At 67.4% G+C, this 24,581-nt stretch carries 25 protein-coding genes; 12 read left to right on the forward strand and 13 right to left on the reverse strand.

Features of this window, described 5'->3' with window-relative positions:
- The 3 genes from LYSHEL_RS11230 to rarD all read left to right on the forward strand — a co-directional run bounded on the left by LYSHEL_RS11230 (nt 1) and on the right by rarD (nt 2,094).
- On the forward strand, nt 1–462 hold the full coding sequence (locus LYSHEL_RS11230; protein ID WP_213434129.1) for a hypothetical protein: 462 nt from the start codon (nt 1–3) through the stop codon (nt 460–462).
- Nucleotides 459–1,052 carry a TetR/AcrR family transcriptional regulator gene (locus LYSHEL_RS11235; protein ID WP_213434130.1) on the forward strand — a complete coding sequence of 198 codons (594 nt, stop codon included), beginning with the start codon at nt 459–461 and terminating at the stop codon, nt 1,050–1,052. The genes LYSHEL_RS11230 and LYSHEL_RS11235 overlap by 4 nt, the downstream gene beginning before the upstream one ends.
- 199 nt (nt 1,053–1,251) lie before the next feature.
- Nucleotides 1,252–2,094: an EamA family transporter RarD gene (gene rarD, locus LYSHEL_RS11240; RefSeq protein ID WP_213434131.1), complete on the forward strand. Its 843-nt coding sequence runs from the start codon at nt 1,252–1,254 to the stop codon at nt 2,092–2,094.
- A 123-nt stretch (nt 2,095–2,217) separates the two neighbouring features.
- Here the strand turns inward: rarD and LYSHEL_RS11245 are convergent, their stop codons facing one another.
- Both LYSHEL_RS11245 and LYSHEL_RS11250 read right to left on the reverse strand, forming a co-directional pair.
- The gene (locus LYSHEL_RS11245; RefSeq protein WP_213434132.1) at nt 2,218–2,640 is read right to left on the reverse strand and encodes a cupin domain-containing protein; all 423 of its coding nucleotides are present in this window, start codon (nt 2,638–2,640) and stop codon (nt 2,218–2,220) included.
- 127 nt (nt 2,641–2,767) lie between these two features.
- Nucleotides 2,768–3,589 (reverse strand): phytanoyl-CoA dioxygenase family protein, encoded by an 822-nt coding sequence (locus LYSHEL_RS11250; RefSeq protein ID WP_213434133.1) that lies wholly within the window; start codon nt 3,587–3,589, stop codon nt 2,768–2,770.
- A 430-nt stretch (nt 3,590–4,019) separates the two neighbouring features.
- Between LYSHEL_RS11250 and LYSHEL_RS11255 the strand changes: the two genes are divergently transcribed.
- Nucleotides 4,020–6,416 carry a hybrid sensor histidine kinase/response regulator gene (locus LYSHEL_RS11255; RefSeq protein WP_213434134.1) on the forward strand — a complete coding sequence of 799 codons (2,397 nt, stop codon included), beginning with the start codon at nt 4,020–4,022 and terminating at the stop codon, nt 6,414–6,416.
- Here LYSHEL_RS11255 and LYSHEL_RS11260 read toward each other — a convergent pair.
- From LYSHEL_RS11260 to LYSHEL_RS11270, 3 genes are all read right to left on the reverse strand, one after another.
- Nucleotides 6,413–7,024, reverse strand: coding sequence for a DUF1353 domain-containing protein (locus LYSHEL_RS11260; RefSeq protein ID WP_213434135.1), 612 nt, complete (start codon nt 7,022–7,024; stop codon nt 6,413–6,415). The two genes, LYSHEL_RS11255 and LYSHEL_RS11260, sit on opposite strands and share 4 nt — an antisense overlap.
- Nucleotides 7,025–7,119: 95 nt before the next feature.
- On the reverse strand, nt 7,120–8,742 hold the full coding sequence (locus LYSHEL_RS11265; RefSeq protein WP_213434136.1) for a hypothetical protein: 1,623 nt from the start codon (nt 8,740–8,742) through the stop codon (nt 7,120–7,122).
- Between the two features lie 2 nt (nt 8,743–8,744).
- Nucleotides 8,745–9,521: an RDD family protein gene (locus LYSHEL_RS11270; protein WP_213434137.1), complete on the reverse strand. Its 777-nt coding sequence runs from the start codon at nt 9,519–9,521 to the stop codon at nt 8,745–8,747.
- 169 nt (nt 9,522–9,690) lie between these two features.
- On the opposite strand from LYSHEL_RS11270, the gene LYSHEL_RS11275 reads away from it, so the two are divergent.
- Nucleotides 9,691–10,149, forward strand: coding sequence for a pilin (locus LYSHEL_RS11275; protein ID WP_213434138.1), 459 nt, complete (start codon nt 9,691–9,693; stop codon nt 10,147–10,149).
- A 67-nt stretch (nt 10,150–10,216) separates the two neighbouring features.
- Here the strand turns inward: LYSHEL_RS11275 and LYSHEL_RS11280 are convergent, their stop codons facing one another.
- Complete coding sequence (locus tag LYSHEL_RS11280) at nt 10,217–10,873, reverse strand: hypothetical protein (RefSeq protein WP_213434139.1); 657 nt, start codon at nt 10,871–10,873, stop codon at nt 10,217–10,219.
- 97 nt (nt 10,874–10,970) lie between these two features.
- On the opposite strand from LYSHEL_RS11280, the gene LYSHEL_RS11285 reads away from it, so the two are divergent.
- Nucleotides 10,971–11,288, forward strand: a complete 318-nt coding sequence (locus LYSHEL_RS11285; protein ID WP_213434140.1) for a hypothetical protein — start codon at nt 10,971–10,973, stop codon at nt 11,286–11,288.
- 1 nt (nt 11,289) lies between these two features.
- Here LYSHEL_RS11285 and LYSHEL_RS11290 read toward each other — a convergent pair whose 3' ends face one another.
- Nucleotides 11,290–12,189, reverse strand: a complete 900-nt coding sequence (locus LYSHEL_RS11290; protein WP_213434141.1) for a DUF2950 domain-containing protein — start codon at nt 12,187–12,189, stop codon at nt 11,290–11,292.
- A gap of 10 nt (nt 12,190–12,199) precedes the next feature.
- Nucleotides 12,200–13,882, reverse strand: coding sequence for a DUF3300 domain-containing protein (locus LYSHEL_RS11295; RefSeq protein ID WP_213434142.1), 1,683 nt, complete (start codon nt 13,880–13,882; stop codon nt 12,200–12,202).
- 186 nt (nt 13,883–14,068) lie between these two features.
- On the opposite strand from LYSHEL_RS11295, the gene LYSHEL_RS11300 reads away from it, so the two are divergent.
- Entirely contained in the window at nt 14,069–14,491 is a 423-nt protein-coding gene (locus LYSHEL_RS11300; protein ID WP_213434143.1) for a hypothetical protein, read from the forward strand.
- Here the strand turns inward: LYSHEL_RS11300 and LYSHEL_RS11305 are convergent.
- The 4 genes from LYSHEL_RS11305 to LYSHEL_RS11320 form a co-directional block, all read right to left on the reverse strand.
- Entirely contained in the window at nt 14,478–15,131 is a 654-nt protein-coding gene (locus LYSHEL_RS11305; RefSeq protein ID WP_213434144.1) for a MarC family protein, read from the reverse strand. The two genes, LYSHEL_RS11300 and LYSHEL_RS11305, sit on opposite strands and share 14 nt — an antisense overlap.
- Before the next feature lie 10 nt (nt 15,132–15,141).
- A complete protein-coding gene (locus LYSHEL_RS11310) occupies nt 15,142–15,939 on the reverse strand; it encodes a transporter (protein ID WP_213434145.1) in 798 nt (265 codons plus the stop codon).
- An 11-nt stretch (nt 15,940–15,950) separates the two neighbouring features.
- Complete coding sequence (locus tag LYSHEL_RS11315) at nt 15,951–16,901, reverse strand: SphA family protein (protein ID WP_213434146.1); 951 nt, start codon at nt 16,899–16,901, stop codon at nt 15,951–15,953.
- Between the two features lie 89 nt (nt 16,902–16,990).
- Nucleotides 16,991–18,550, reverse strand: coding sequence for a sensor histidine kinase (locus LYSHEL_RS11320; protein WP_213434147.1), 1,560 nt, complete (start codon nt 18,548–18,550; stop codon nt 16,991–16,993).
- 172 nt (nt 18,551–18,722) lie between these two features.
- Here LYSHEL_RS11320 and LYSHEL_RS11325 point away from each other — a divergent pair, with 172 nt between their 5' ends.
- Both LYSHEL_RS11325 and LYSHEL_RS11330 read left to right on the forward strand, forming a co-directional pair.
- Nucleotides 18,723–19,424: a response regulator transcription factor gene (locus tag LYSHEL_RS11325; protein WP_213434148.1), complete on the forward strand. Its 702-nt coding sequence runs from the start codon at nt 18,723–18,725 to the stop codon at nt 19,422–19,424.
- A gap of 164 nt (nt 19,425–19,588) precedes the next feature.
- Nucleotides 19,589–19,981, forward strand: a complete 393-nt coding sequence (locus tag LYSHEL_RS11330) for a response regulator (RefSeq protein ID WP_213434149.1) — start codon at nt 19,589–19,591, stop codon at nt 19,979–19,981.
- Here LYSHEL_RS11330 and LYSHEL_RS11335 read toward each other — a convergent pair.
- A complete protein-coding gene (locus LYSHEL_RS11335) occupies nt 19,964–21,130 on the reverse strand; it encodes a hypothetical protein (RefSeq protein ID WP_213434150.1) in 1,167 nt (388 codons plus the stop codon). The genes LYSHEL_RS11330 and LYSHEL_RS11335 overlap by 18 nt on opposite strands.
- A 166-nt stretch (nt 21,131–21,296) precedes the next feature.
- Here LYSHEL_RS11335 and LYSHEL_RS16025 point away from each other — a divergent pair, with 166 nt between their 5' ends.
- Genes LYSHEL_RS16025 through LYSHEL_RS11350 form a run of 3 tightly spaced genes read left to right on the forward strand, consistent with a single transcriptional unit; the run spans nt 21,297 to nt 24,579 of the window.
- Complete coding sequence (locus LYSHEL_RS16025; RefSeq protein ID WP_244858524.1) at nt 21,297–21,956, forward strand: YidH family protein; 660 nt, start codon at nt 21,297–21,299, stop codon at nt 21,954–21,956.
- 24 nt (nt 21,957–21,980) lie between these two features.
- Nucleotides 21,981–23,570 carry an arylsulfatase gene (locus LYSHEL_RS11345; protein ID WP_213434151.1) on the forward strand — a complete coding sequence of 530 codons (1,590 nt, stop codon included), beginning with the start codon at nt 21,981–21,983 and terminating at the stop codon, nt 23,568–23,570.
- Nucleotides 23,563–24,579: a formylglycine-generating enzyme family protein gene (locus tag LYSHEL_RS11350; protein ID WP_244858525.1), complete on the forward strand. Its 1,017-nt coding sequence runs from the start codon at nt 23,563–23,565 to the stop codon at nt 24,577–24,579. Before LYSHEL_RS11345 ends, LYSHEL_RS11350 begins: the two co-directional genes overlap by 8 nt.
- The last annotated feature ends 2 nt before the right edge of the window (nt 24,580–24,581 follow it).

Here is a 24,581-nt window from a genome sequence, read left to right on the forward strand (position 1 = left end):
ATGCGCGCGCAGTCGTTGCGCATCGTACGCGTCGCCGCATCGGTTGCGGCCATCGACTTGCTGTTCACGCTGGGGTATTGGGCTTCGCAGGACATCGGTCCACTGAGGGTGCTGCAGGCGATGGCCGCGTGGATCGTCGGTCCGACCGCGGCCTCCCCCGGCGTTGCGCGCGCGATGGAGGGGCTGGCCGTGCACGTCGCAATCTACGTCGCCATGACGCTCGCGCTCGCCGCAATCGTGCGTGCGTGGCGCGCTAGATCGCAGCGGTGGTTCGTGTCTGGCGCCACTTACGGCATTGCGGCGTATCTAGTTGTCTACCAGGGCATCGTGCCGTGGATCGCAGCCCCGATCGTGCCGAGCCGCGCGCCGGACTGGATTGCTGCGTGCCTCGTGGTGCACGGCCTGCTGCTCGGGCCAATGATGCGGCAGGGGTTGCGCCCGCGCCCAGGCGGTGCGGCATGACGGCACGCAGCGGTACACGGCGCGGCCTCGTCGTGTCGTGTGCGTACGACCTCGCGCGCGTGGCGGGACTGGAAGGCATCACCATCGGTCGCGTCGCGACACTTTCGTGCATTTCCAAAAGCGGATTGCTCGCGCATTTCAACACTCGTGAGGGCTTGCAGATCGCGGTGCTGGATTTCGCCACCGAGCTCTTCTTGCATTCGGTGATGACAACTGCGAATCGCACGGAGCGCGGAAGGCCGCGCCTGCGCGCGATGATGCAGCAGTGGTTCGAATGCTTGCGCGACGCGGGTCCAGCCTGCGTGCTGCTCGCCGCCACCTGCGAATACGACGGCCGCACCGGTCCGCAGCGTGACCTGCTCGTCCGATATCAACAGCGGTGGCGCGCCGAAGTAGTGAGTGCGATCGATCTTGCGCGACAAATGGATGAGCTGTCGCCCGGGGAGGAGTCGGCACAGGTGGCATTCGAGCTGTGCGCCATCGCGATTGCGTTGCACCACCAAGCCAGCGCGCTCGGCTACGATGCCGCGCGCCTGCGCGCAGATATCTCGCTAGAGCGCCTGCTGAGCACGCTGAGCCTGCACGCATGAACGAGTTCAGATGATCGAGATCCATCCCTGCGACACCGACCCGCTGATGCGCGCGGCCTCGTGCGGGAACAAGTCGCATCATCGAAGAATGACATTTGCCGATTGGCGGAACCAATTCAAGCGCTAGCGATTGTGTATGTGGAGGGGCGGTCCGATGTCACAAGGCAATGACGCAACAAGCGCAGGGTCCATTGCCAACGTGGCAATCGCGTTCGGCGTGTGGGGGGTCATGCCGCTCTATTGGCATTTGCTCGCAGTCGTGCCGGCGGAGGAGATCCTGATCCACCGGATGTTCTGGAGTTTCGCCGTGCTGGCGGCCATCGTGCTGTTCCGCGGCAACTTCACCCCTGTCTTGAGCGCCTTGAAGTCGCGCGCGATCGGAGGGCCGCTTGTGCTCAGTTCCCTGCTGATCAGCACGAATTGGGGGCTGTATATCTGGGCGGTCAATCACGGCCGTGTCCTGGACGCCGCGCTGGGTTACTTCATCAACCCGCTCATGAACGTCGCTCTTGGTGTCGTGGTGCTTGGGGAACGGATGCGTCCCGCGCCATGGGTCGCTGTCGTGATCGCTTCGGCTGGAGTGGTCGTCCAGGCAGCGAAGGTTGGACATGTTCCGTGGATTGCGCTTGCGTTGGCGCTTTCGTTTGGATGCTACGGGCTTGTTCGCAAAATCGTCGCGGTCGATTCGTTGGTCGGCTTCTCAGTTGAAACCGCGTACATGGTCGTCCCGGCAGGGATCGCGCTTGCTTGGTACTCCTGGAGCGGCCACGGGATCTTCTTGAATGCAGCATCGCCGGATCACCGACTCTCTCTCGATGCCTTGTTGATACTCACGGGGGCGGCCACGGCCTATCCGCTGATCGAGTTCTCCAAGGGGCTGCGCGTCGTTCCCATGGCGACGGTGGGGCTGATGCAGTTCATCGCACCGATCTTGCAATTCGCCTGCGGCGTGCTGGTGCTGGATGCGCCGTTCGCGCTATCAGACGCAGCGGGTACCTGCTCGTATGGGCAGCACTCATTCTGTTCACTGCCGACATGTTGAAGACATCGCGCGCCGCGCGCCGTGATCGATAACGAGAAAGGTGTTCGCACATGGGGCGCCCGAAGGTTGGCGCTGCATACGTAGTCCTGGCACACGGCGCGAGCGACCGCGAACACGGGTAGCTCAAGATTCGAGGCAGGGCGGAGTCGTATTCGGCGGCCCTTCCGAAAAGACGGTTTGGGCGCCCAGCCTTTCAAAGGTGAGGTTGACCGTGCGTCCTAGCGCCCGCGTTCGATGCGTGGTGCCTCTCGGAACCACCAAGCATTCCCACTGAGTCAGCGTGACTTGCGCGCCGTTGGCGAAATCGATCTGGAGGCTTCCGGTGACGACGAGGAACAACTCGTCGGAGTCCGGATGGTGATGCCAACGATACTCACCTTCGAAGACCGCCAGGCGCAGGCACTCCTGGTTGATGTTCGCCAGCACCTTGTTGGTGTATGAACCCGTGATCCGAGTCTGCTCGGCGAATATGTCAAACATCGACATGGCAGGGAACTCGGCAGCAAGCGAGGCGTGCTCTTCTGCCGTTGGAAAAGTGGAATTCATGTCAGGCTCGCCCACTACTGCATGATGGCTGGTGGATTCTCGACGAAAGGCGCGATTAGTTGTCCCGTTTGATGATGGCGATCGTGCTGCAGGACCTGCATGCTTAGCGGCCCGCCCGCGATCGCGGCTAAGCAATCCAGGCGGGAGCCCGCCAACAGGTTTCCCCCCCGCGCTTGAGCAATGGTGTGTGGTGACGACAGCCTTCGAAGAAGTAGTGGGTGACCAGACTATGGCGCGTCCGGTTGCGATCCAGTTGCACTGAGCCGCCATGGAGGAGATTCGCCGCCCAGATGAATGCTTGGCCCTTTTTGATGGTTGCGTATTGGGCAACCATTCCGGCGCGGGCGATGCGATCGGCGATCATGCGTTCGTAAGCTAGGTAGTCGGCCGTGGCGTCGCGATCGCGGCGATGTTGGCGCTTGAGACGAGCGAGGCCCCTTCGCAACCACAAGCGTATGTGTGATCCCGCAAGGAACAGGTCGACATCGGACAGTGTGGCTTCGGGCCACGCATGGGTCCCGGGGTAATACGCCACTGGCCCATTTGAGTGGTCGATGTCTTCGAGCGCGACCCAGACTCCGCACATGAAGCCGGCGGGATCGGAGTTGAAGTGGATCGTATCGGAGTGTGTCTTCTGTTCGGATCCAACTCGGAAATTTAGCGTCTGGAATGGCAAGGGCTGTCGATCGTAAAGATCGCGAAGCGCACCGATGACGCGGGGTGCGACTGCCATGGCTTTGATCTGCTCGACAATCTTCCACGCATCCTGGATTCGCCGGTCGTCACGATAGGCCACGACACTCGCAGTCGTGTCTGGCGTTTGGTCGGAATCCAAGTAGAGGGAATCCAGTGCTGCGACGGCGCTGTCGATAAGCTTTAGCGGAATCCCGGGGTCGAAGATCAGGTATCCGTCTCGTGCGAACTGGTCCTTCTGGGCGGCGGATAGCACGCGTTGAGGGTCGACCGCCGACGTGCCCTCAGTCGGCTGGAGGTGTGTCGAGTCGTGCACAGCGCGATCCCAGATTCGGTCCAGGACCTCAGTGTGTTCGGGGGCAGAGGCAGATTTCGTACCAATTCGAGAGCGTCGAAGCAGCCCAAAGAGTTGCGACTACTCACTCGGGTTGAATTATGGGTATGCGTCGTAAAATAATCTAAAAATACATGCAAAAACAAAGGCCTAGAATGCTGGTTCGAGTCCTCTCCTGGGCACCAATCAGAAGTCCGGCGCAGTCCACCGCGGTCCGGGCATTCACTCAAAACCCCGCCGCAACGCGGGGTTTTTTGTTGCCCGTCGCCGGCCGGCGCCGCGACCCGCGCGTGAAATCGACCGACACGCCGCGCCCGCCCATAATGCCGGCCGCCTCGTCCAAGCCGGCCCCATGAACGCTCCATCGAACCTGCGCTTCCTCGATGCGCCCGGCGAGGTTGCGGCCATGATGCGCGCGCACGACTGGCGCACCTCGCCCCTGGGTCCGCCGGAACACTGGCCGCAGTCGCTGCGCAGCGTCGTCAGCCTGATGCTGCGCTCGCAGTTCCCGATGTTCGTGGCGTGGGGGCCGTCGCTCGGGTTCCTCTACAACGATCCGTATTCGGAGATCCTCGGGACGAAACATCCCGACGCGCTCGGGCGGCCGTTCGAGGAGATCTGGTTCGAGATCTGGGACGACGTGGGCCCGCTGGCGCGGCGCGCGCTGGCCGGCGAAGCGGTGTACTTCGAGAACCTGCCGCTGACGATGCTGCGCAAGGGCTACGAAGAGCACACGTGGTTCACCTTCTCCTATTCGCCCGTCATCGACGAGCAGGGCGAAGTCGCGGGCATGTACTGCGCGTGCACGGAAACCACCACGGGCGTCACCGCCGAGCGCATGCGCCTGGCGCAGATGCAGCGGCTGACGTCGCTGTTCGCGCAGGCGCCCGGCTTCGTGGCGGTGACGCGCGGGCGCGAGCACGTGTACGAGATCGCCAATCCAGCGTACCTGGCGCTGGTCGGGCGCCAGAACATCGTCGGGCTCTCGGTGCGCGCGGCGTTGCCCGAGCTCGACCAGAAGTTCATCGACCAGCTCACGCAGGTGTTCGAAACCGGCGTGCCCTACATCGGCCGCCGCGTTCCCGTCGGCCTGCGGCGCGAAGGCCAGGACGAGATCGAGGACCGCATCGTGGACTTCGTGTTCCAGCCGATCGCGGACGACGACGGCCGGATCGACGGCATCTTCATCCAGGGCACCGACATCAGCGACCGCGTGCGCGCCGAAGCGGACCTGCGCGACAGCGAAGCGCGCTTCCGGACGATCACCAACGCGATGCCGCAGATGGTGTGGTCGGCGCTGCCGGATGGATACAACGACTACTACAACCAGCAGTGGTACGAATTCACCGGCCTCACCGCGGGCACGACGGAAGGCGAACGCTGGGCGGAAGTCCTGCACCCCGACGACCTGCCGGGCGCGTGGGCGCGCTGGCGGCATAGCCTGGATACCGGTGAGGAGTACGACATCCAGTTCCGCCTGCGCCACCACGCGGGCGACTATCGCTGGGTGCTGGTGCGCGCGGTGCCCGTGCGCGGCGACGACGGTGCGATCGTGCGCTGGCTGGGCACGGCCACCGACATCCACGAGCAACGCGTCGCGCAGGATGCGCTGGAACGCAGCGAGCGCGCACTGCGCGAGGCGGACCAGCGCAAGGACGAATTCCTCGCGATGCTTGCGCACGAGCTGCGCAATCCGCTCGCGCCGATCAGCACCGCATCGCAGTTGCTGTTGCTGACGTCGGATCCCACGCGCGTGCGCATCGCCGGCGAGGTGATCGGACGCCAGGTGCGCCACATGACGGAACTGGTCGACGACCTGCTCGATGTCTCGCGCGTCACGCGCGGCCTGGTGCACCTGGACCTGGAGACGGTCGACCTCAAGTCGGTGGTCGCCAGCGCCATCGAGCAGGTGCGCACGCTGATCGAAGCGCGCGGCCATGCCTTGCGCACGCGCCTGCCGCCGGGTCCGCTGTGGGTGCGCGGCGACCGCACGCGGCTGGTGCAGATCCTGGCCAACCTGTTGAACAACGCGGCCAAGTACACGCAGGAAGGCGGCGAGATCGACCTGGACGCGGAAGCCGCCGACGGCAACGCCTGCGTCCACGTGCGCGACAACGGACAGGGCATCGACCCCGTGCTCCTGCCGCGAATCTTCGACCTGTTCACGCAGGCGGATCGTTCGCCCGACCGCACGCAGGGCGGGCTCGGCATCGGCCTGGCGCTGGTGCGCAGCCTCGTCGCGCTGCACGGCGGTGCGATCACCGCCGACAGCGCGGGCCGCCACCACGGTGCGGTGTTCAGCGTCAGCCTGCCGCAGGTGCAGGGGCCCGTGTCCGAAGACGTGCGCACCGAGGTGACCGCGCCGCGCGAAGACGCGGTGCTGGACATCGTGGTGGTCGACGACAACGTCGATGCCGCGAAGACCTTGCAGTCGTTGCTGCAGGCACTCGGGCATCGCGCGCGCGTGTTCCATCGTGCCGGCGACGCCTTCGATGCGATCGTCGCGGCGCCGCCGCACGTGGCGTTCCTGGACATCGGCTTGCCGGACATCACCGGCCACCAGCTCGCGCGCCGGATCCGTGCGCAACTGCGCGAACGCACGGGACTGCTGGTCGCGCTTTCGGGCTACGGGCAACCGCACGACCAGGCCGCCTCGCGCGACGCGGGGATGGACGTGCACCTCGTGAAGCCCATCGACCAGGCGACGCTGCTGGACGTGCTGGCGCGCGCGGGGCAGGGGAAGCGCTAGGCCGGCGGCCCCGGCACCGCGTGCGAATCCCCGAACCTGCAGTAATCGCTGCGCGGGTCGATCGGCGGATCCTTGCGGCCCTGCGCCTTCAGCGCCGCGCGCATCTGCGGCCACGTCATGTTGCCTTCCGGCAGCATGCCGCCGTTGAAGCGCAGTTCGCCGCGGGCGCGGTCCTGCGCATTCCTGTTCCATGCACTCGCGCCGCCCACGCGCACGCCGCGATACACCGCGCGGCGATCCAGCCAGCCGACGTTGCTTTCCTTCATCGCGATGACCAGCAGGTTGTCGGCCTGGTCGCGCGTGCAGCGCTGCGACCAGTACAACCAGTCGTGGATCACCGCCGCGCGCGTGTACGTGCCGTTCTTGTGGATCAGCGACTGCAGCGCGGGCGGGATGCTCGCCTTGTCGTGCACGAAGCCGCTCGGGACGATGATCCACACGCCCGACTGGCCGATCTCCCAGCGCAGGGGCGGGGAGGTGATCGTCCAGTTCTGGCCGTCGGCGAATTCCATTTCGCCGGAAGGGTTGGGCGGGGCCTGTGCGAAAACATCGGCGCAGGCCAGCAGGCCGAGCCACAACAGGCAGGCGATTCCCTGGGTGCGTGTCATCGAGCGACTCCCGGCGTGGCGTGCATGCATGCAACCAAGGGAACGCCGGCATGCACCGGCGTCGGCCACGCCGTCGCAGCGGACGGCGCGGTCGGTTACTGCACGCCTTCGATCACGCGGATCGCCGTGGCGGCCTTGTCCGGCGGCTGCGCCAGCGCCATCGAGTAGAGGCGCTGGACGAACGCGCACTGCTGCGGCGTGGTCCAGTCGCGCCACGACTCGGGATGGCCCTGGCGCATGCGCGCGGAGAATTCGGTGCGGATGGCGATGTCGGCGTCCCGCGCCATGTTGGCGTCGAACGACGCGCGCGGTGCATTGGCGGGAATGGCGGCCATCAGGTCCGCGAGCGCTTCGAGCCTGCGCCGCTTGGTGTCCGGATCCGGCGTGCCCTGCGCGGCATCCACCAGCGCGACGCACACGTTGGGGTTGCGCCCGTCGATCCCCTCGCCGTACAGGCCGAGCATCTGCGTCGCCCATCGCAGCAGCGCATCGTCGGGCGCATGCGACATCGCGAACGCGCGCGCCTCGGTGTTCATCGCATCGCTCGCCGGCGCGAGGCTGCGACCCTCGCGCTGTGCGGCGCGCAAGGCTTGGGCGTGGCGCAACGCCGGGCCGGGCGAGGCCACCGCGTAGGCGAGATACAGCCTTCGCGCATCGCCCTCGGCGCCATCCCGCCGCAACATGTCCGCCATCACCAGCTCTGCGCGTCCCGGCGTCGCGCCGGCGTCGTTGACGACGCGCAGCGCAACGCCTTCGTCGACCAGTTCCACCGCCCCGATCCACTCCATGCTGTCCGGCGATGTCGTGGAGCGCTTGGCGAGCAACGCTTCGCTGAACCCCGCGCCTTTCAGGATGGCCTGCGACGGCGCTTCGGTCAGGGCGAGGCCCGCGTCCTGCCATTCCTTCGGCATGTCGCCGGAGCCGCGCGCCTGGTGCAGGCCGATCGCGCCGCTGATGCCCATCTCGCGCGTCGGCGACGCCGCCCACAGCAGGACGCACGCACTGGCGCATTCGCGATCGACGCGCACGCGCAGGTCGCGCGACTGGATGACGGCCGCGACCTTCAGGGCGTCGTCGACGAGGCCGCCGGGGCTGTCGATCTCGATGGTGGCCAGGTGCGGCGCGCGCGCGAGCAGCGCGTTGAAGTCGCGGGCGAAATCGCCGGCGATGTACCCCTTGATCTGCACCACGTCCCCGGCGGCGTTGAGCACCATCGACGCGTTTTCGTTTTCATGGCGCGCGCGATCCACTTTCGCGCGTTGCCGCATCAACCCCGCGCTCATCAGGCTCGTCGCGACGAACAGCAGGACGCCGACGGCCAGCGGCAAGCGCATGCCGCCTCGCTCGGCGGCGCGGCGCATCGCAACGGCCAGCAACGCGACCGCCAGCACGCCCGCCACGACGATCAGCGCGATCTGCGCGCCCATCGAGCGCAACGGCGTCGGCAACGCGTCCGCGAACACCGCCGACGGCACGCCCACCCCGATCGCCATGAACGCCACCACGCCCGCGCCCGCACCCGCGGCCCATCCCCAGGGATGGCGCGTCGGACGCGCCTTGCGTTCCCAGCGTGCGCCGAGCGATGTCCAGCGCGCTTCGCCGGGCTTCCACGACATCGTGGTGACCCCATGCTGGCCCTTGTCGAAGGCCTTGCGCACCTCGTCTTCCGCGAGCGGACCCAGTTGGCCCGCCGGTGTCTGCAGGTAGATCGCGTCCATGGTTACAGCGCGCGAAGGAGGATGAAACCTCCCACGATCGTGATGATGCCGAGGCAATACAGCGCAACCTGGCCCGAGCCCTGCGGGCGGTGCGTCACCACCCACGGTTGATCCTTGTCCCACGCGGTCACGCCCTGGTCGCTGAGGCGCGAGTACGCGAAGGCATGCGTGAACAGCGCCACCAGCGGAATCCCCAGCCCCATGCCCTTGAGGAACACGCCGACCTCGCGGTTGAGCGCGGCCATGATCCCGATCGGCCGGCCGTCCTGCCGCGTGACGCGCACGCCGAAGACCCACTTGCCGATGGTGGAACCGCTCGTGCCGAGCAGCAACGCGGTGATCGGCAACACGAGCGCGCACGTCGCGATGCCCGAGACGATGGAATTATCGACCAGCGGCGAGGCGAACACGGTTTCATACAACTGCGTGCTGATGCCGGCCATCGCGAACGCAGTCACCAACCACGCCAGCGCACCCAGCACCAGCACATCCAGCGAGCGCGCGAAGTAGCGGCGCCACGGCGAAGGCGTCGTGTCCTGCCAGCCGTCGTCGCTCACCGCCAATGTCGGCGGCACCACGACGCGCGGCGGGAATCCCGGCACGTCCGAGGGCGGCTCCGACGCCAGGGCGGAGTCGCGGAACGGCACCCAGTCGGGCATGCCTTCGGTGCGCACCAGCGCGTCGTCGTCGAGCAACCCCGTCCAGCGCAGGTAGGCGATGTCCGCCCGCGTGCGGGCCTCGGCGTTCCCGTCGACCAGCACGTACCAGATCTCGCTCACGCCCCCGTTCCCCTGTCCCCGATCCCCGGCCGTGATGGTAGCGCGACGGTCCCGTTCGCGAACTGCAATCGCATTCACGGATCGGGCGAGCAGCGCGTAGCAAAGCGCGGTTGGCAAGCGGCAGTGACTCGGATAAAAAATCGCATCGCCAAAACCCCGGGGGAGTTCCATGAAGAAGCAGGCCGCAGGTTTCACCCTGATCGAGTTGATGATCGTGGTCGCGATCATCGCGATCCTCGCCGCCATCGCGATCAGCCAGTACCAGGATTACGTGATCCGCTCGCAGGTCTCGGAAGGCTCGTCGCTCGCCGACGGCGTCAAGACCGCGGTGGGTGAGTTCGTCAACAACCGTGGCTACTACCCCGCCGCCAACTCGTCGGCCGGCATCGCCACCGCCGCGTCGATCAAGGGCGAATACGTCAGCGACGTCAACGTCGGCACCACCACCGGCGTGATCATCGCCACCTACGCCGGTTCCAAGGCCAACGCCAAGCTGTCCACCGCGCCGGCGAAGTCCTTGTCGTTCTCGGCCGTCCGCAACGCCGGCAGCCTGGAATGGCACTGCAAGAGCGCCACGCTCCCGCAGAAGTGGTGCCCGAGCTCGTGCGCCTGCAGCGGCGCGCCCTGATCGGCAGCTTCCGCAGCCACGGTTGGAAAAGACGAGCCCCGCGAATGCGGGGCTTCGTTTTCCTGCGTCATTCGCGAATCAGGTAGGTCAGGATCGCGACCCGATCGTCTCCGCTGCTCCCGAACTCGACGGCGGGTTCGCCGATCTTTGCGGAGCGATACCAGGGTTCTTCGTGCATGCGCCAGATCACGTCCTGCCATCGCTCCACGGCATCCGGTGTCTCCTGCGGCGTCCGGCTCACCGCGAGCACCTCGCACATCGTGGATCGACATTCCATTCGGACGGTGACCACCAGGCGGGCGTCCTGCTGCCTGGAGAGGTAGTCACGCAGGTGGCCTTCGACGAAGTCGGCCCACTCGGCGTCCCGCTTCTCCGCCATGAAGGCGACGTGGTTTTCGCGGCCCATCGTCGTGGGAATCGGAATGCCGTTGGCCGCCGTGGGATCCAGATAGTCCGCGATGACGGATTCCGGCGGGGACAGCGCGGGTTCGGAACGTGGCGGGATCGACGATGCAGTCGCTGGCGGAGCGGCGCCGCCATCGCGCGATGCAACGTCACCTGCCTCGGGCAGCGGCGTGCGGGATCCGGACGTCGTGGAGGCCGCAGCCTCCGTTGTTGCGTCGTGCACGTCCGCCGAAGGATGGGGCTCCCGCGCGCAGGCCGCCAGGCAGAACACCGGCGCGATGCATCCGAGTGCCAGGACCTTCCATGCGGACGTTTTCATCCATCCTCCGGCGTTGTCCGATTCGTCATCGCGCGGACGCTACAACGTCGCCCTGCGCCCGGTGCAATCCTGCACCCCGCCGACCGGGAGTGAGTGAATGACGCCGAACGAGTGGCACCGCATCGTGGAAGCCCGGGATCTCCAGGACGTCCCGCGCCTGGTCCTGGCGACCAACGCCGCCGGGGAGGCGTTCTGGATCCTGGATGCGCGCTCCACCGGCGACTTCGATCCGGATTCTCCGATCTACACGCTCCACGACGCGGGCCACCGGCTGGAGGAAGCCCTCGCACGCTTCGCGCTGCACGGCGCCGACCCGGCATCGCTGCCGCCCTTCGGCTGCATCCCCGTCGCGCACGTGCTGTTCGACGAAACGCGGCGCGAGGCGTTGAAGCTCACCAGCCCGCCGATCACCTGACTCACTGCGCCGACGCAGGCACCTCGCTCCAGCTGCTGTCCGGATCGAACGCTTTCATCGACTTCGCCTGCGCTTCGCCGCCCGGCCCGAGGTCCTTCTGGAACAGCGTGCCGTCGTGGCTGATCATGAAACTCATCACGCCGGTGTCGTCGTACTTCGCGGGCCAAGCGATCAGTGCGAAACCGCGGCTCATGTTGTCGCCGAGCTTGTAGTTGTACGCGCCGCCCGGTGCCGACGGCCCCTGTGCTTCCAGGATGCGGAAGTGATAGCCGTGCCAGTCGCTGCCCGGCGTGGCATCGCCGAACAGCGGGCCGAGCGGGCTGATTTCGCCGCTGTCGTCTTCGGCCCAGTACAAACCGTCGTGCTTGCCGTCGGTGCTGAAGAACTTGCGCGCGTACTCCATCACGCCGTCGCCGTTGCGATCTTCTTCGGCGTAATCCATCTGCGCGTCGTGGTAGGCCTTCGCGGCTTCGATCGCAGCGTCTTCGTTGCGGCCGATGCGGCGAACGCGGATTTCATCGGCGGCGGCGCGCGTGTCGAAATGCCAGCCCTTCGCGTCCTTCGCCAGCGGGATGGGCAGCGTCCACGTCGTGTTGGTGCCGACCACCAGGTGCGCGGTGCCGTCGCTCCCGGTCTGGATCGCGTGCTTCTCGCCGTAGGCCTTGAGGAACGCGTCGACGTCCGTGCGTTCGACGCCTTCGATGGGAATGAACGTGCGCCAATCCTTGCCGAGCAGCGCGGCCAGTTTCGCCTGGTCGGCCTTCTGCGTGCCGAGTGCATCGACGAACGCCTGCGCGGCGGCGTCGGTGGTGGGGTAGGCCTGCTGCGCGAAGGCGGGCGTGCAGGCGAGGGCCGCCATCAACAGCAGCGTGCGGGGAATGCGAAGCGCGGCGTGATGCATGGCGAACTCCTCAGCGATGGCGACCACCGCCGCCCTGCCGCGCGCCGCCACTCTGGCGCGGCGCGGAAGCCTGGCGGTTCACTTGTTGTCCCGCGGGACGCGATGCGCCGCCGCCGCGCTGGCCGCCGCCGCGCCCGCCGCCCGCGCTGGCCTGCCGCGCCTGCGCGTGGCTGGCCTGGCCGCGTTGCGCCTGCGCGCGCGCCTGCTGCGGTTGGCGCGCGCCCTGGAAGGCGTTGTCGCGCGCGCCGGACTGCGCGCGCTGCTGGCGTTGCGCGGCCTGCCGCGACTGCGACGTGGATTCGCCGCGCGGGCGATGGTTCTGTTGCGACTGCTGGCGGCGTGCGCCATCGTTCGATGCCATCTGCTGGCGATCGCGCGCGCCCTGCGCACCCCCCGCGCGATCCCGCGCCGTCTGCTGCGCCCGATCGCGTTGCCCCGCGTTGCCGCTCGCGTTGCGGGCGCGTTCGCGCGCGGCATTGTCCGACGTTGCAGCGCGTGCACGATCGCGGGCCTGGTCGCGATTGCCGCCGCCCGCAAGATCGCGCGTCCCGGTGCCTGCGTTTGCGCGCGGTTCGACGCCGCGCCGTTCCATCGACGCCCGCGCCTGTTCGCGCGCCTGCGCACGTTGCGGGTTGCTGTCGCCCCGGAAGCCTTCGCGCGATTCCGCGCCGGGCAGTCGTCGGTCGTACTGTTCGCGGCTGGCGCGATCGCGGTACGGCACGCCATCGCGGTTCACCGCGTTGTGCTGCCAGCGGTTGCTGCTCGCGTTGATGTTGCTGTTGACGTTGATGTTGTTGTAGCGGTTGACGTTGATGTCGATGTCGTCGCCGCCCCAGTTCATGTCGCCCCACAATGCATTGGTGATCGCCACGCCCGTGCCGAAGGCCAGGCCCGCCATCAACGCGCTGCCCGCGTAATACGCCGGCGGCGGCGGGTAGTACGCGGGCGGATACCCGGGGTTGGGCCACGCACCGTAGACCTCGGTGGGGTTGTAGCTGGGGACGTACACGACTTCCGGATCCGACGGCGCGATGACGATGGTCGACTGGCTCGACTGCCCGGATTCCATGCCGCCCTGCATCGGGGCCGTCTCCATCGGCGCGGCTTCACCGGCGGCAGGCGCGGGCGCAGCGGACACGCTGACGGTCTGGTACTTGTTGGATTCGAGGTTCCCGGCCGACTGTGCCTGGTGACGCAAGCGTTGCACCGCATCCATCACGTCGTCCGGTTGCGCGAGGAACGCATCGCCGAGGCGCTGCACCCACGCCGGATCCTGTCCGAGCGTCGCCAGTGCCTGCGGGAACGCGACCAGCGATTGCACGCTCGGATCCCACGGTTGAGACGCGACCTGCTGCACGGCGGCATCGCCGGTCGCCTTCGGATTCTGCTTCGACCACGCCGCGGCATCGGCGACATCGCCGGGATACGTCGCGGCCATCAACACCTGCGCGAGCAGCGGATCGGGATACAGCGCGATCGGCGCGACCATCTGGTCGAGTTCGGGCGGCGAGAACACCGCGTCCTTCACCGGCGCCGCCGCGGGGGCGGCCGCCACCGTCGAGGTTGGCGCGACCGTCGCGGCGGGCGCGACCGTGCGTGCTGCGGGCGTGGCGGCGGGCGTCGCGTCTTTCTTCCCGCAACCGCCCGCGACCACCAGCAGCAGCGCGACGGCCAATCGAAGTGAAGTGCGCATGGAACCTCCTGCGTGGCAACGCGGGGTCGACGGCATGACGACGGCATTATCGGGATCGCCCGCACCGGGCGGCACCGCAAAACTACTGGCCCGGGCACAGGTAAAACCACGTTCCCGCACGGACGGGCGGACGTTGTAACCTCGCGCCGGACCCACGTCGATTGACATCAAGGGAAGGAGAGGGCGATGAAACTGGCAGTCCTGGTGTTCGCATTACTGTCCGGCGTGGCGCAGGCGCAGGTCGCCGCACCCGCCACCGCGGCCGCTTCCGCCGGCGTCGACGAGGCCGCGCGTCCCAAGGTCACCTCGCAATCCTGGTCGATCAAGGTCGAGCGCAGCGCGAAGGCCGACGGCAAGTTGACGTTCCGCCTGTGGCGCAACGACACCGCGCCGATGGACGTGTCGATCGACGTCAAGCAAGGCCAGACCGACCGCGCCATCGCGCTCGCGCTGAAGAACGCCTTCCGCGACGTGCTCGACAGCCAGGATTTCCACGTGGAAGTCGCCGCCAACTACGTGCAGCTGCGGGCGCTGCGCGGCGAGCGACGCTTCGGGATCGAACTGGCCGCGCCGGTGATGGGCGTGGACATCGAACTCATCCGCCGTTGACCACGCCCGCGTCGATCAACCCCAGGCCCACCAGCCCGGAAATCAGGATCTGCAGCGACAGCCCGATCGTCAGCACGCCGACGATCGTGGTGAACAGCTGCAGCGGGATCGTGCCGATGAAGCGCAGGATCGGGCGCGCGTAGCGCATCGCCAGCAGGTTGAGCAGCATCACCGCGATCACCAGCGCCCCCACCGTGAGGCCACGTTCCATCTGCCGCGAGCGCGCCACGAGCAGGATGATCGCGGCCATCCCGTAGGGCGTGACCAGCATCGGCACCGCGATCCTGAAGGCCGAAGGGACCGGCGCGGCCGGGTCGGGGGCGACAGGCGGATGCATGTGCGCGTCGTACTCGGCCAGCACGCCGCGCAGCGACACCAGGAAGAACACCACGCCGGCGGCCAGCGTCATGGCCGGGATCGAGATGTGCCATTTCGACATCAACGCTGCGCCCACCGCGCCGCCGAGCAGGGAGGCGGCGAGCGCGAATGCGAACGCGCGCGTCGCCAGTTGCTTCGCTGCCCGCGGCTCGAGCGTGCGGGTCACGTCGAAATACGCGGCCGGCACCTTGAGCGGCGGCCCCAGCGTCACGAACAGCAGCACGAAGACATCCGACAGCCCCAGCATGTAATGCAGTTCCATGGCGACCTCGTCAGTGCTTCGGATACAGCAGCGTCAGCGTGAAGCGAACGCCCGAGTCCGGGCCGTCGCCGAACGCGGTCGGATACCAGCGCACGCCGCCCTGCAGGCTCACCATCTGCTGGCCCCAACGCGTCACCTTCGAATAGCCGAGGTTGAGCGGCACGTTCCAGTGCTCGCTTTTCCAGTCGTAGCTGGATTCGGCGTTGAGCGAAATCGTGCGGCCGCCGGACAGGCCTTTGGCCAGGAACGGTTGCAGGAACGTCGAGCTGACGTCCGCGCGATCGTCGGCGCCCGCGACGGACCAGAGGTGGTTGGCGAGCACGCCGTAGGTCCAGCCGCCGTGCGTCTGCTTCAGCGCGAGCACGCTCGGGCCGATGCCCCATTTCTCGCCGCCGAGGCGATCGTCGGTGGCGGTCGGCAACAGGAAGACCGGGCCCGCGGCGAGGATCCATCCGCCCGCCGTCGGTGCCTTCGGCGAGAAGAAGAACGTCGGCGTGGTATCGCCGAGCCCGAACTGGCTGCCGGAATTGCCGAGCACATCGTCCTGCTGGATCACCGGCACGATCACGCGCGTGACCAGGTTCCATTGTTCGTTCAAGGAATGCGGGATCACCGGCTGGATGTTGAGCGTGTGCTTCACGCCATCCTCGGGCCCGATGCTGAAGTCCGCGTTGTACTGGAACGGCACGCTGACCAGCGAGGCGACGGGATTGGAGAGTTGCTTCGCGAGTTCGTCCGCGTTGTCCTGCGCGCGCGCGAGCGGCGATGCGAGGATCGCCAACAACCACAGCCACTTTGCGATACGCATCGGCGTCGCCCTCAGAACTGGATGGTCGCGGTGACCATGATCGGATGGCCCTGGAAGCGGTTCTTGACGTCGAACTCGTACAACCAGCGCGCCGAGAACTCCACTTGCCCGCCTTCCCACTTCTTCGCATACGTCGCCAGCGGGCCGATGCCGAGCGAATGCCCGCGGAAGCCGTTCAAGCGATCGGCGGTGGGCCCGGTGTCGTCTTCGACCTGTTCGATCCAGCCGCCCGCCGCGCCCAGGCCCCAGCCATTCGGATAGCGCCGCATCAGCAACGCATCCACGCGGAACACCGCGCCGTTCTGGTAATCGGTGGCGTCGTTCTTCGTGTAGAAGTCCACCGCCGCCAGCGTGCTGAATTCCACTTCGCCCTTCGAGAACAGCTGCGTGTAGCCCACCGTCGGCGAATAGATCCAGGTGTTGAGGCTCAGGTTGGCGAGGCGGTCGGGATCGTACGAGCCCGTCGGCGCGCTGACGTACAAGGCCAGCGACATGTGCCTGGTCTGGCTGAAATGCCGGCTCGCGATCACCGGCACGAAGGTCGCATCGAACAGGCCCGAATCGCGGTCGTTGGTGCTCGCACCGAAGCGGCCGATGCGCACATCGGCGCTGGCATCCATGTCCGCGAACGGCACCGCGACCGCGGTGGCGTAGTTCCACTTGCCTTCGCCGGTGGGCCACACGTACACGCCGCTGAAGGCGAGCAGCTGCGCCGTGAGGTCGATGCCGAGCGCGGAGGTGCCGCCGATGGGCACTTCGCGTTCCGCGCCGATCGACGCGCCGTAGTAGATGTATTGCACCGACAGGTTGAAGCCGGGCGTCGCCGGCACCACGCCCGCGAAGTTCGTTCCCTGCACGCCGGTGATGGGGCGGCCCAGCGCGCCTTCTGACGCGTGCGCCGGCGCGAATGCCGCGCCCGAGCACGCGACCATGAATGCGATGAACGACGCGACGCGCGGCATGGCGAGGTCTCCACGGGCCCGGCATGCAGTAAGCCCGCCCCGGGTGGCGCGCGCCAACCCGATTTCTACGCAGTGCACCGCCAGTAGTTCTACTGGACGTCGGCCGGTTGCAGCGGGCAGCGCACTTCGAGGCGCGTCCCGCCGCCGCTGCGCGCGCGCAGGGTGAAGTGCCCCTGCAGGATCTTCGCGCGCTCGCCGATGCTGATCATGCCCAGGCCCGGCGACTCGCGCGCAACGCTGCCGCCACGCGGGGACAGGCCCACGCCGTCGTCGTCGATGCGCAGCACGATGTCGTCGTCGACGCAGGCCAGCGTGATGCGCGCCTGGCCCGCGCGCGCATGCTTCTCCACGTTGTGGATGCCTTCCTGCGCGATGCGGAACAGGTTGAGCTTCTGGTCGTTGCTCAGCGTGGGCGTGTCTTCCACGTCGCAGTGCACCTGCAGCCCGCCGGGATGCGTGCGGCTCTCGCACAGCGCGCTGAGCGATGCGGCCAGGCTGGTGTAACGCAGCATGCTGGGATGCAGGTCGTGCGACAGGCGCCGCACGTCCTCCGACACGCCCCGCAGGTGTTCCTGCATATCGTCCACGCGCGCGCGGTCTTCGCCTTCCATGCTGCGCTTGAGCGCGCTCATCTCGATGGAGATCGACGCGAGCGTCTGGCTGATGTCGTCGTGCAACTCGCGCGCGATCCGCACGCGTTCGCTTTCCTGCACGATCATCATCTTGCGGGCCAGCGCGCTCAGGCGGCCGTAGGCGTCCTCCAGCGACGCGCGGCTCACGCGGCGTTGTTCGGACAGCGCGGCCAGCACCAGCAGCACGCCCGTCGTGCCCAGCGCCCACATCTGCGTGCGCAGGATCGTCGCCTCGAACGTGTCGCGCACCAGCGGGCCAAGGCCGAGGCTGCTCTGTCCCAGCGCCATCGCGAACACGAACAGCCACGCGACGAACGCCCCCGCCACGCCGAAGGCCTGCAACGCCCAGATCAGGAACGCGGTGGGCGCGAGGAGCAGCAAGGGCGCGGTATTGCTGGTGGCCCAGTGCGAACTCCAGGCCAGCGTGAGCGCGAGCAGCAGCACGGTGCCCAGCGCGAGGGCGGGCCAGTGCGCCTGGCGCACGTGCCACGGTGTGCGGAGGTAATGCAGGCCGCCGATGAAGCAGGGCACCAGGATCAGGTACCCGATGCTGCGCGCCAGCACCACCTGCGACCACGCATCCGGCATGTCCACCAGGCCGAGCTGGTGCGTGGCGGCGCGCGCCCATGCGCCGCCGATCAAGGGCAGGGCCATGCCCGCGACGAGCAGCAGGCGCCCGATGTCGACGTAATCCTGGATGCCGTCGCGCGCCGGCGCACGCAGCAGCAAGCTCGCGCCCGCCACCAGCACGCATTCCCCCAGCAGCACCACGCAATGCGGCAACAACGGCCGGCCCATCCCGACGCAGAACAACGCACTGCCGAGCACCGCGCCGGCGATGCACGCGGGCCAGCGCGCGGTCGGCACCAGCAACAGGCAGCACATCAATACGGCGCCGGGAAACCAGACGACGTGCGTGAACACCAAATGCGTCCACGGCTCCACTTCGAGCGATTGCGCGAAGGCCGTGGCGATCCCGACGACGATGGGCGCGCCGAACCTCGATTTCGCGGACATGGCCCATTCCACGAATGCACTCCTCGCGCACCGGGCTGCCCTGAACAGCCCTTCCATACGTAGTGTCACGCGAACGGCTGCGATGCGAGGACAACATTCCGATACGCGGTTTTCACGGCGTTTGAACGGAGTTCACACAACTATCACGACTTGCCGCGCGACGGAGCGAGTGATGAGCGAGCACACCCACGTGGCACCGGGCCACGCGCCCGCGCGGGACATCGACCTCCTCCTCGCCGACGACCACCTGCTGGTCGCGCAGGGCGTCGAACGCCTGCTGATGGAATGCTTCGGCGACGTACGGCTGGTGCAGTCGGGCGAAGCGCTGGTCGCGGCGGTCGCAGCGTCCGAACCCGACGTGGTCATCAGCGACATCACCATGGAAGGCATCAGCGGCATCGATGCGATGCGGCAGCTGCGCGAACTCGGCCACGACACGCCTTTCATCTTCCTCACGATGCACGGATCGCCGGAGATGGCGGCCGAAGCCATCAACGCGGGCGGCAGCGGCTACGTGCTCAAGCATTCGGCGGGCGAGGAACTCGTCCGTGCGATCCAGGAAGTGCTGGCGGGCCGCACCTACATCACCCCGACGCTTGCCGTGCGCACGATCTCCGCCTCGGCGGCCCCGCGCACGGCGCCCGCGCTCACCGACAAGCAGAGCGACATCCTGCATCGCGTCGCGCGCGGCCTGCGTTCCAAGCAGATCGCCTGGGAACTGGGCCTGTCGGTGCGCACGGTGGAATCGCACAAGTACACGATCATGCAGGTACTCGGCGTCCACAGCACCGTGGACCTGGTGCGCAAGGCCTCGCGCATGGGGCTGATTTCCGGCTTCGAGGAAGAACCCGAAGCCGAGGAGCGCACGCACTGACGGCAGCCGCTACCGAGGTTCTGCTGGTCCGCGGCGCGTAGTTTTACTTGCCCGCCCTCGGTTGTTTTACCTTGGTGGACGAGCCTCCGCGCACTGCATGATGCTCGGCGATGAACGCGGGGCACTCCAGGTATCCGCCGCGGATCCTGTTGGCGGAAGACAGCATGTCGGTTGCGCGCCAGTTGCGCCGGCTGCTTGCGCGCGACTTCGAAGTGGTGGCGCTGGTGCGCGACGGCTGGTCGCTGCTGCAGATCGCGCGCGACCTCCTGCCCGATGCGGTGGTCACCGACCTGCGCCTGCCGGGCCTGGATGGACTGCCCGCGGTGCAGACCCTGTGCCGCGAGCGCAAGGACCTCGCCGTGGTGGTCACCTCGGTGCACACCGAACCGGAACTCATGGAGTGCGTCCGCGCCGCCGGCGCGCTGGGCTACGTGCTCAAGGACGACGCGGGCGACGACCTGATTCCCGCGGTGCACGCGGCGCTGGCGGGGCAGGTGTTCGTGTCGGCGTCGATCGCGGGGCGGCATCGCCACGAAGCGTCACACGATGATCGATAGCAGGCGCTTGACCACCTCGTCGAACGACACCGCCACGAACACCACCGGCAACAACGGCAGCGCCGCCGACAACGCGAGCGCGACCAGCACGTTGCGCGAGACCGGCACCAGCCGCATGCGCCGGATGCTGTCGAACACCGCGTTGAAATCCGCCAGCGCCGAGGGGTTGGGGCTGTCGAGCAGCGATTCGGCGCCGTCGCTCGTGCCTTTCTTCCAGCGCAAGTCGAATTCCAGCGACGCGCGCTGCCCGATCGCGGCGTACTTGAACAATGCATGCCGCTTGGCGCGCAGCAACGTGCCGCACAGCGACCCGAGCGGCAGCACCAGCAGCAGCGTGGCCGCGACGATCCAGCCGCCGAGCAGGTATTGCAGGCTCGACAGTGTCACGTGCTGGTACACGACGTGGTTGAGGCTGTTGCCCGCCACGATGCACCCGCAGGCGAACGCCATCACCGCGAAGCGCGATTGCGCATTGGCGAAGAAGGCGAGCCCGCCCGCACCATCGGGATGCGTGGGCTGCACGCGCAGGCCGATGCGCGCCAGCCGCCACAGCAGCCACGACCACAGCAGGTACCGCCACAGCCAGATCAAACCGACGAAGCGGAAGATCGAGAGCGACACCGCGTGGTACCACGCCCCCGCCGGCGTGAGCGTGCCGTCGGTGGCCAGCATCCACGTACGCAGGTGCCACAGGTCGCCGAGCGCCACCGCGCCGACCAGCGCCGGTGCGATCGCGAGCACCGCGCACACCAGTTCGGGCACCCACGAATCGCGCAAGCGGCCGGCGCGCGCGAGCAGGCCGTCGTAGGCCGCGCGTTGTTCGTCGAGCACGATGCCGCCGCGCCCCACCTGCCGCAGCGCCGCGCGCAGCAGCCGGTCGCACGGTGAAGCGGCCAGCACCAGCGCCGGCACGGCGAACAGGAAGCGCCCGATCACGAGGTAATCGCCGGCCAGGGGAATGGGTGCGCCGCCGCCCGGCAGCAGCGTGCCCGCCGACCACGCCATCACCGCCGGCGGACCGAGCGCGACCACCACCAAGGCGATCGCGATGAGCGTTGGCGTCTCGAGATCCGGGCGCACCAGGCCCATCGCGTGCAGCACGCGGAACACCGGGCCACCGCGCATGAGGGAGAGGTCGTCGCGCGCCATGGCGGCAGCATAGGCAGCCGGCGCGTGCGCGTTGGACAGTAAAACTACTGGGCCCCGGGCAGTAGTTATCGCGTTGTGCGGTGCAGGGTGGTCCGTCGATTCTGGCGTCCCTCGCGAACGGCAGCGCGCGAATGTCCCACACGATTCCCCGGCGGCAGCGCAGGACATGAGCGCGGACCAGGACAAGGCGGCGGTGGTCCATCCGCGCCCGGATCGCGTGGAGGTACAACCGGTGCCGCCGATCCCGGACGTCACCGGCCAGGCGTCCGACGTGGCGTCCACCAACTACTCGGCGTATCGCACGGGCCTGTCGAACCATCGCACCGGCCTGTCGGAACACCGCACGTCGCTGTCGGAATACCGCACCGACCTGTCCTCGCACCGCACCAACCTGTCGACCGACCGCACCGAGATGTCGATGCGGCGCACCGGCATGTCGTTCCAGCGCACGCGCATGAGCACCGATCGCACGCTGATGTCCATCGTGCGCACGTCGCTGTCGCTGATCGGCTTCGGGTTCACGATCTTCCAGTTCTTCGGGAAGATGGTGAAGACGCCGGGCTTCGAACTCGGCGCCAACGCCCCGCGCAACTTCGGCATCGCACTGGTGGCGCTCGGCATGGTGCTGCTCACGCTCGGGCTGTGGCACCACGTGGTCTACATGCGCGTGCTGCGCGCCGAGCGCAAGTCGATGGTGCAGGCCGGCCTCATCCACGGCGAGAGCCCGTACCCGGTATCGCCGACGCTGATCACCGCCGCGCTGCTGTGGCTGATCGGCCTGTTCGCCGTCGTCAGCATGACATTCAACGTTGCGCCGTTCTCGTAAGCGGCGCCCCTCACGGAGACTCCCATGGCAACCGCAACGAAAAAGAAGCCCGAAGCCGCCAAGTCGGGCGGGAAGGGCGGCAACGGCAAGCCCAACATCCTGGTGATCTGGGGCGACGACATCGGCATCTCGAACCTGAGCTGCTATTCCGACGGCCTGATGGGCTATCGCACGCCCAACATCGACCGTCTCGCCAACGAAGGCATGCGCTTCACCGATTCGTACAGCGAACAGTCGTGCACCGCGGGGCGCGCGTCGTTCATCACCGGCCAGAGCGGGTATCGCACCGGCATGACGAAGGTCGGCATCCCGGGTTCGCCGATCGGCCTGCAGGCCGAGGATCCCACCATCGCCGAACTGCTCAAGCCGCTGGGCTACGCGACGGGCCAGTTCGGCAAGAACCACTTGGGCGACCTCAACAAGTTCCTGCCCACGGTGCACGGGTTCGACGAATTCTTCGGCAACCTCTACCACCTCAACGCCGAGGAAGACCCGGAGGATCCGGACTATCCGTCGGTGAAGGAATTCCCGGAGTTCAACAAGAACTTCCGTCCGCGCGGCGTGCTGCACACCTTCGCCACCGACAAGGACGACGCCACCGAGATGCCGCGCTGGGGCCGCGTGGGCAAGCAGAAGATCGAAGACACCGGCCCGTTGACGCGCAAGCGCATGGAAACCTGCGACGACGATTTCGCCGCCGCGGCGGTGGACTTCATCAAGCGCCAGCACAAGGCGGGCAAGCCGTTCTTCTGCTGGGTCAACTTCACGCACATGCACCTGCGCACGCACACCAAGCCCGAAAGCGTGGGGCAGGCGGGGCGCTGGCAGTCGCCGTACCACGACACGATGATCGACCACGACAAGAACGTGGGCACGGTGCTCGACGTCATCGACGAACTCGGCCTGGCCGAAGACACCATCGTGATCTACAGCACCGACAACGGGCCGCACATGAACACCTGGCCCGACGGCGGCATGACCCCGTTCCGCAGCGAGAAGAACACCAACTGGGAAGGCGCGTTCCGCATCCCGGAGATCGTTCGCTGGACCGGCAAGATCCCCGCCGGCGTGGTGTCGAACGAGATCGTGCACCACCACGACTGGCTGCCCACGTTCCTCGCCGCCGCGGGCGAGCCCGACATCATGGAAAAGCTGAAGAAGGGCCACAAGGCCGGCGACAAGACCTACAAGGTGCACATCGACGGCTACAACCTGTTGCCGTACCTGACGGGCGAAGAGGACAAGAGTCCGCGCAAGGGCTTCATGTACTTCAGCGACGACGGCGACATGGTCGCGTTGCGGTTCGACAACTGGAAGATCGTGTTCCTGGAGCAGCGCTGCCCCGGCACGTTGCAAGTGTGGGCCGAACCCTTCGTGCGGCTGCGTACGCCGAAGTTCTACAACCTGCGCACCGATCCGTACGAGCGTGCGGACATCACGTCCAACACGTACTGGGACTGGTACATGAGCCATGCCTACATCCTGATGGCCGCGCAGAAGATCGCCGCGGATTTCATGGGCACGTTCAAGGCGTTCCCGCCGCGGCAGAAGTCGGCCACCTTCACCGTCGACAACGCGGCGATCGCGATGGAGCAGGCGGCCGCGGGTGGCTGACGCACGCATGGACGCCCCGGCTTCGATCGCACCTGCCGACGCACCGGCGTCGCGCGCCAACCCTCCCCCCTCGGGTCGCGCGGCGCCGGACGCCGGCATGGTGTGGATCGAAGGCGGTACGTTCGTGATGGGCTCGGATGCGCATTACCCGGAGGAAGCGCCGGCGCATCGCGTGTCGGTGGATGGCTTCTGGATCGACGCGCGGCCCGTGAGCAACGCGGACTTCGCGCGCTTCGTGGAGGCGACGGGCTATCGCACGTTCTGCGAAGTGCCACCGGATCCGGCGGACTATCCCGGTGCGTTGCCCGGGATGCTGCGCGCCGCGTCCGTCGTGTTCGTGCCGCCGCGGGGGCGCGTGCGGCTGGAAGATCATTTCCAGTGGTGGCAGTTCATCCCCGGCGCGAACTGGCGACACCCGCAAGGCCCGGGCAGCAGCATCGACGGCAAGGAGGACCATCCCGTCGTGCACGTGGCGTGGGTGGACATCGCGCGCTACGCGCAATGGATCGGCAAGGACATCGCGACGGAAGCCGAATGGGAGTTCGCCGCGCGCGGCGGACTCGAAGGCGCGGAATACGCCTGGGGCGATGAATTCATTCCCGGCGGCGTGCATCGCGCGAATACCTGGCAAGGCGAGTTCCCGTGGGACAACCGCGCGGAAGACGGGCATGTCGGCACGTCGCCGATCGGTGCGTTCCCGCCCAACGGCCACGGCCTGTACGACATGATCGGCAACGTCTGGGAATGGACCTCCGACTGGTATCGCGCGCGGCATCCGGGGGAAGTGATCAAGGCCTGCTGCATTCCCGAGAACCCGCGCGGAGGTCGCGAGGAAGACAGCTTCGATCCCGCGGTGCCGCAGGCGCACATTCCGCGGCGCGTGATGAAGGGCGGCTCGCACCTGTGCGCGCCCAATTACTGCCGGCGCTATCGCCCGGCCGCGCGCATGGCGCAGCCCGTCGATACATCCACCTCGCACCTCGGCTTCCGCTGCGTCGTGCGCGGATAGCG

It is taken from the genome of Lysobacter helvus, assembly GCF_018406645.1.
Lineage (GTDB): Bacteria > Pseudomonadota > Gammaproteobacteria > Xanthomonadales > Xanthomonadaceae > Noviluteimonas > Noviluteimonas caseinilytica.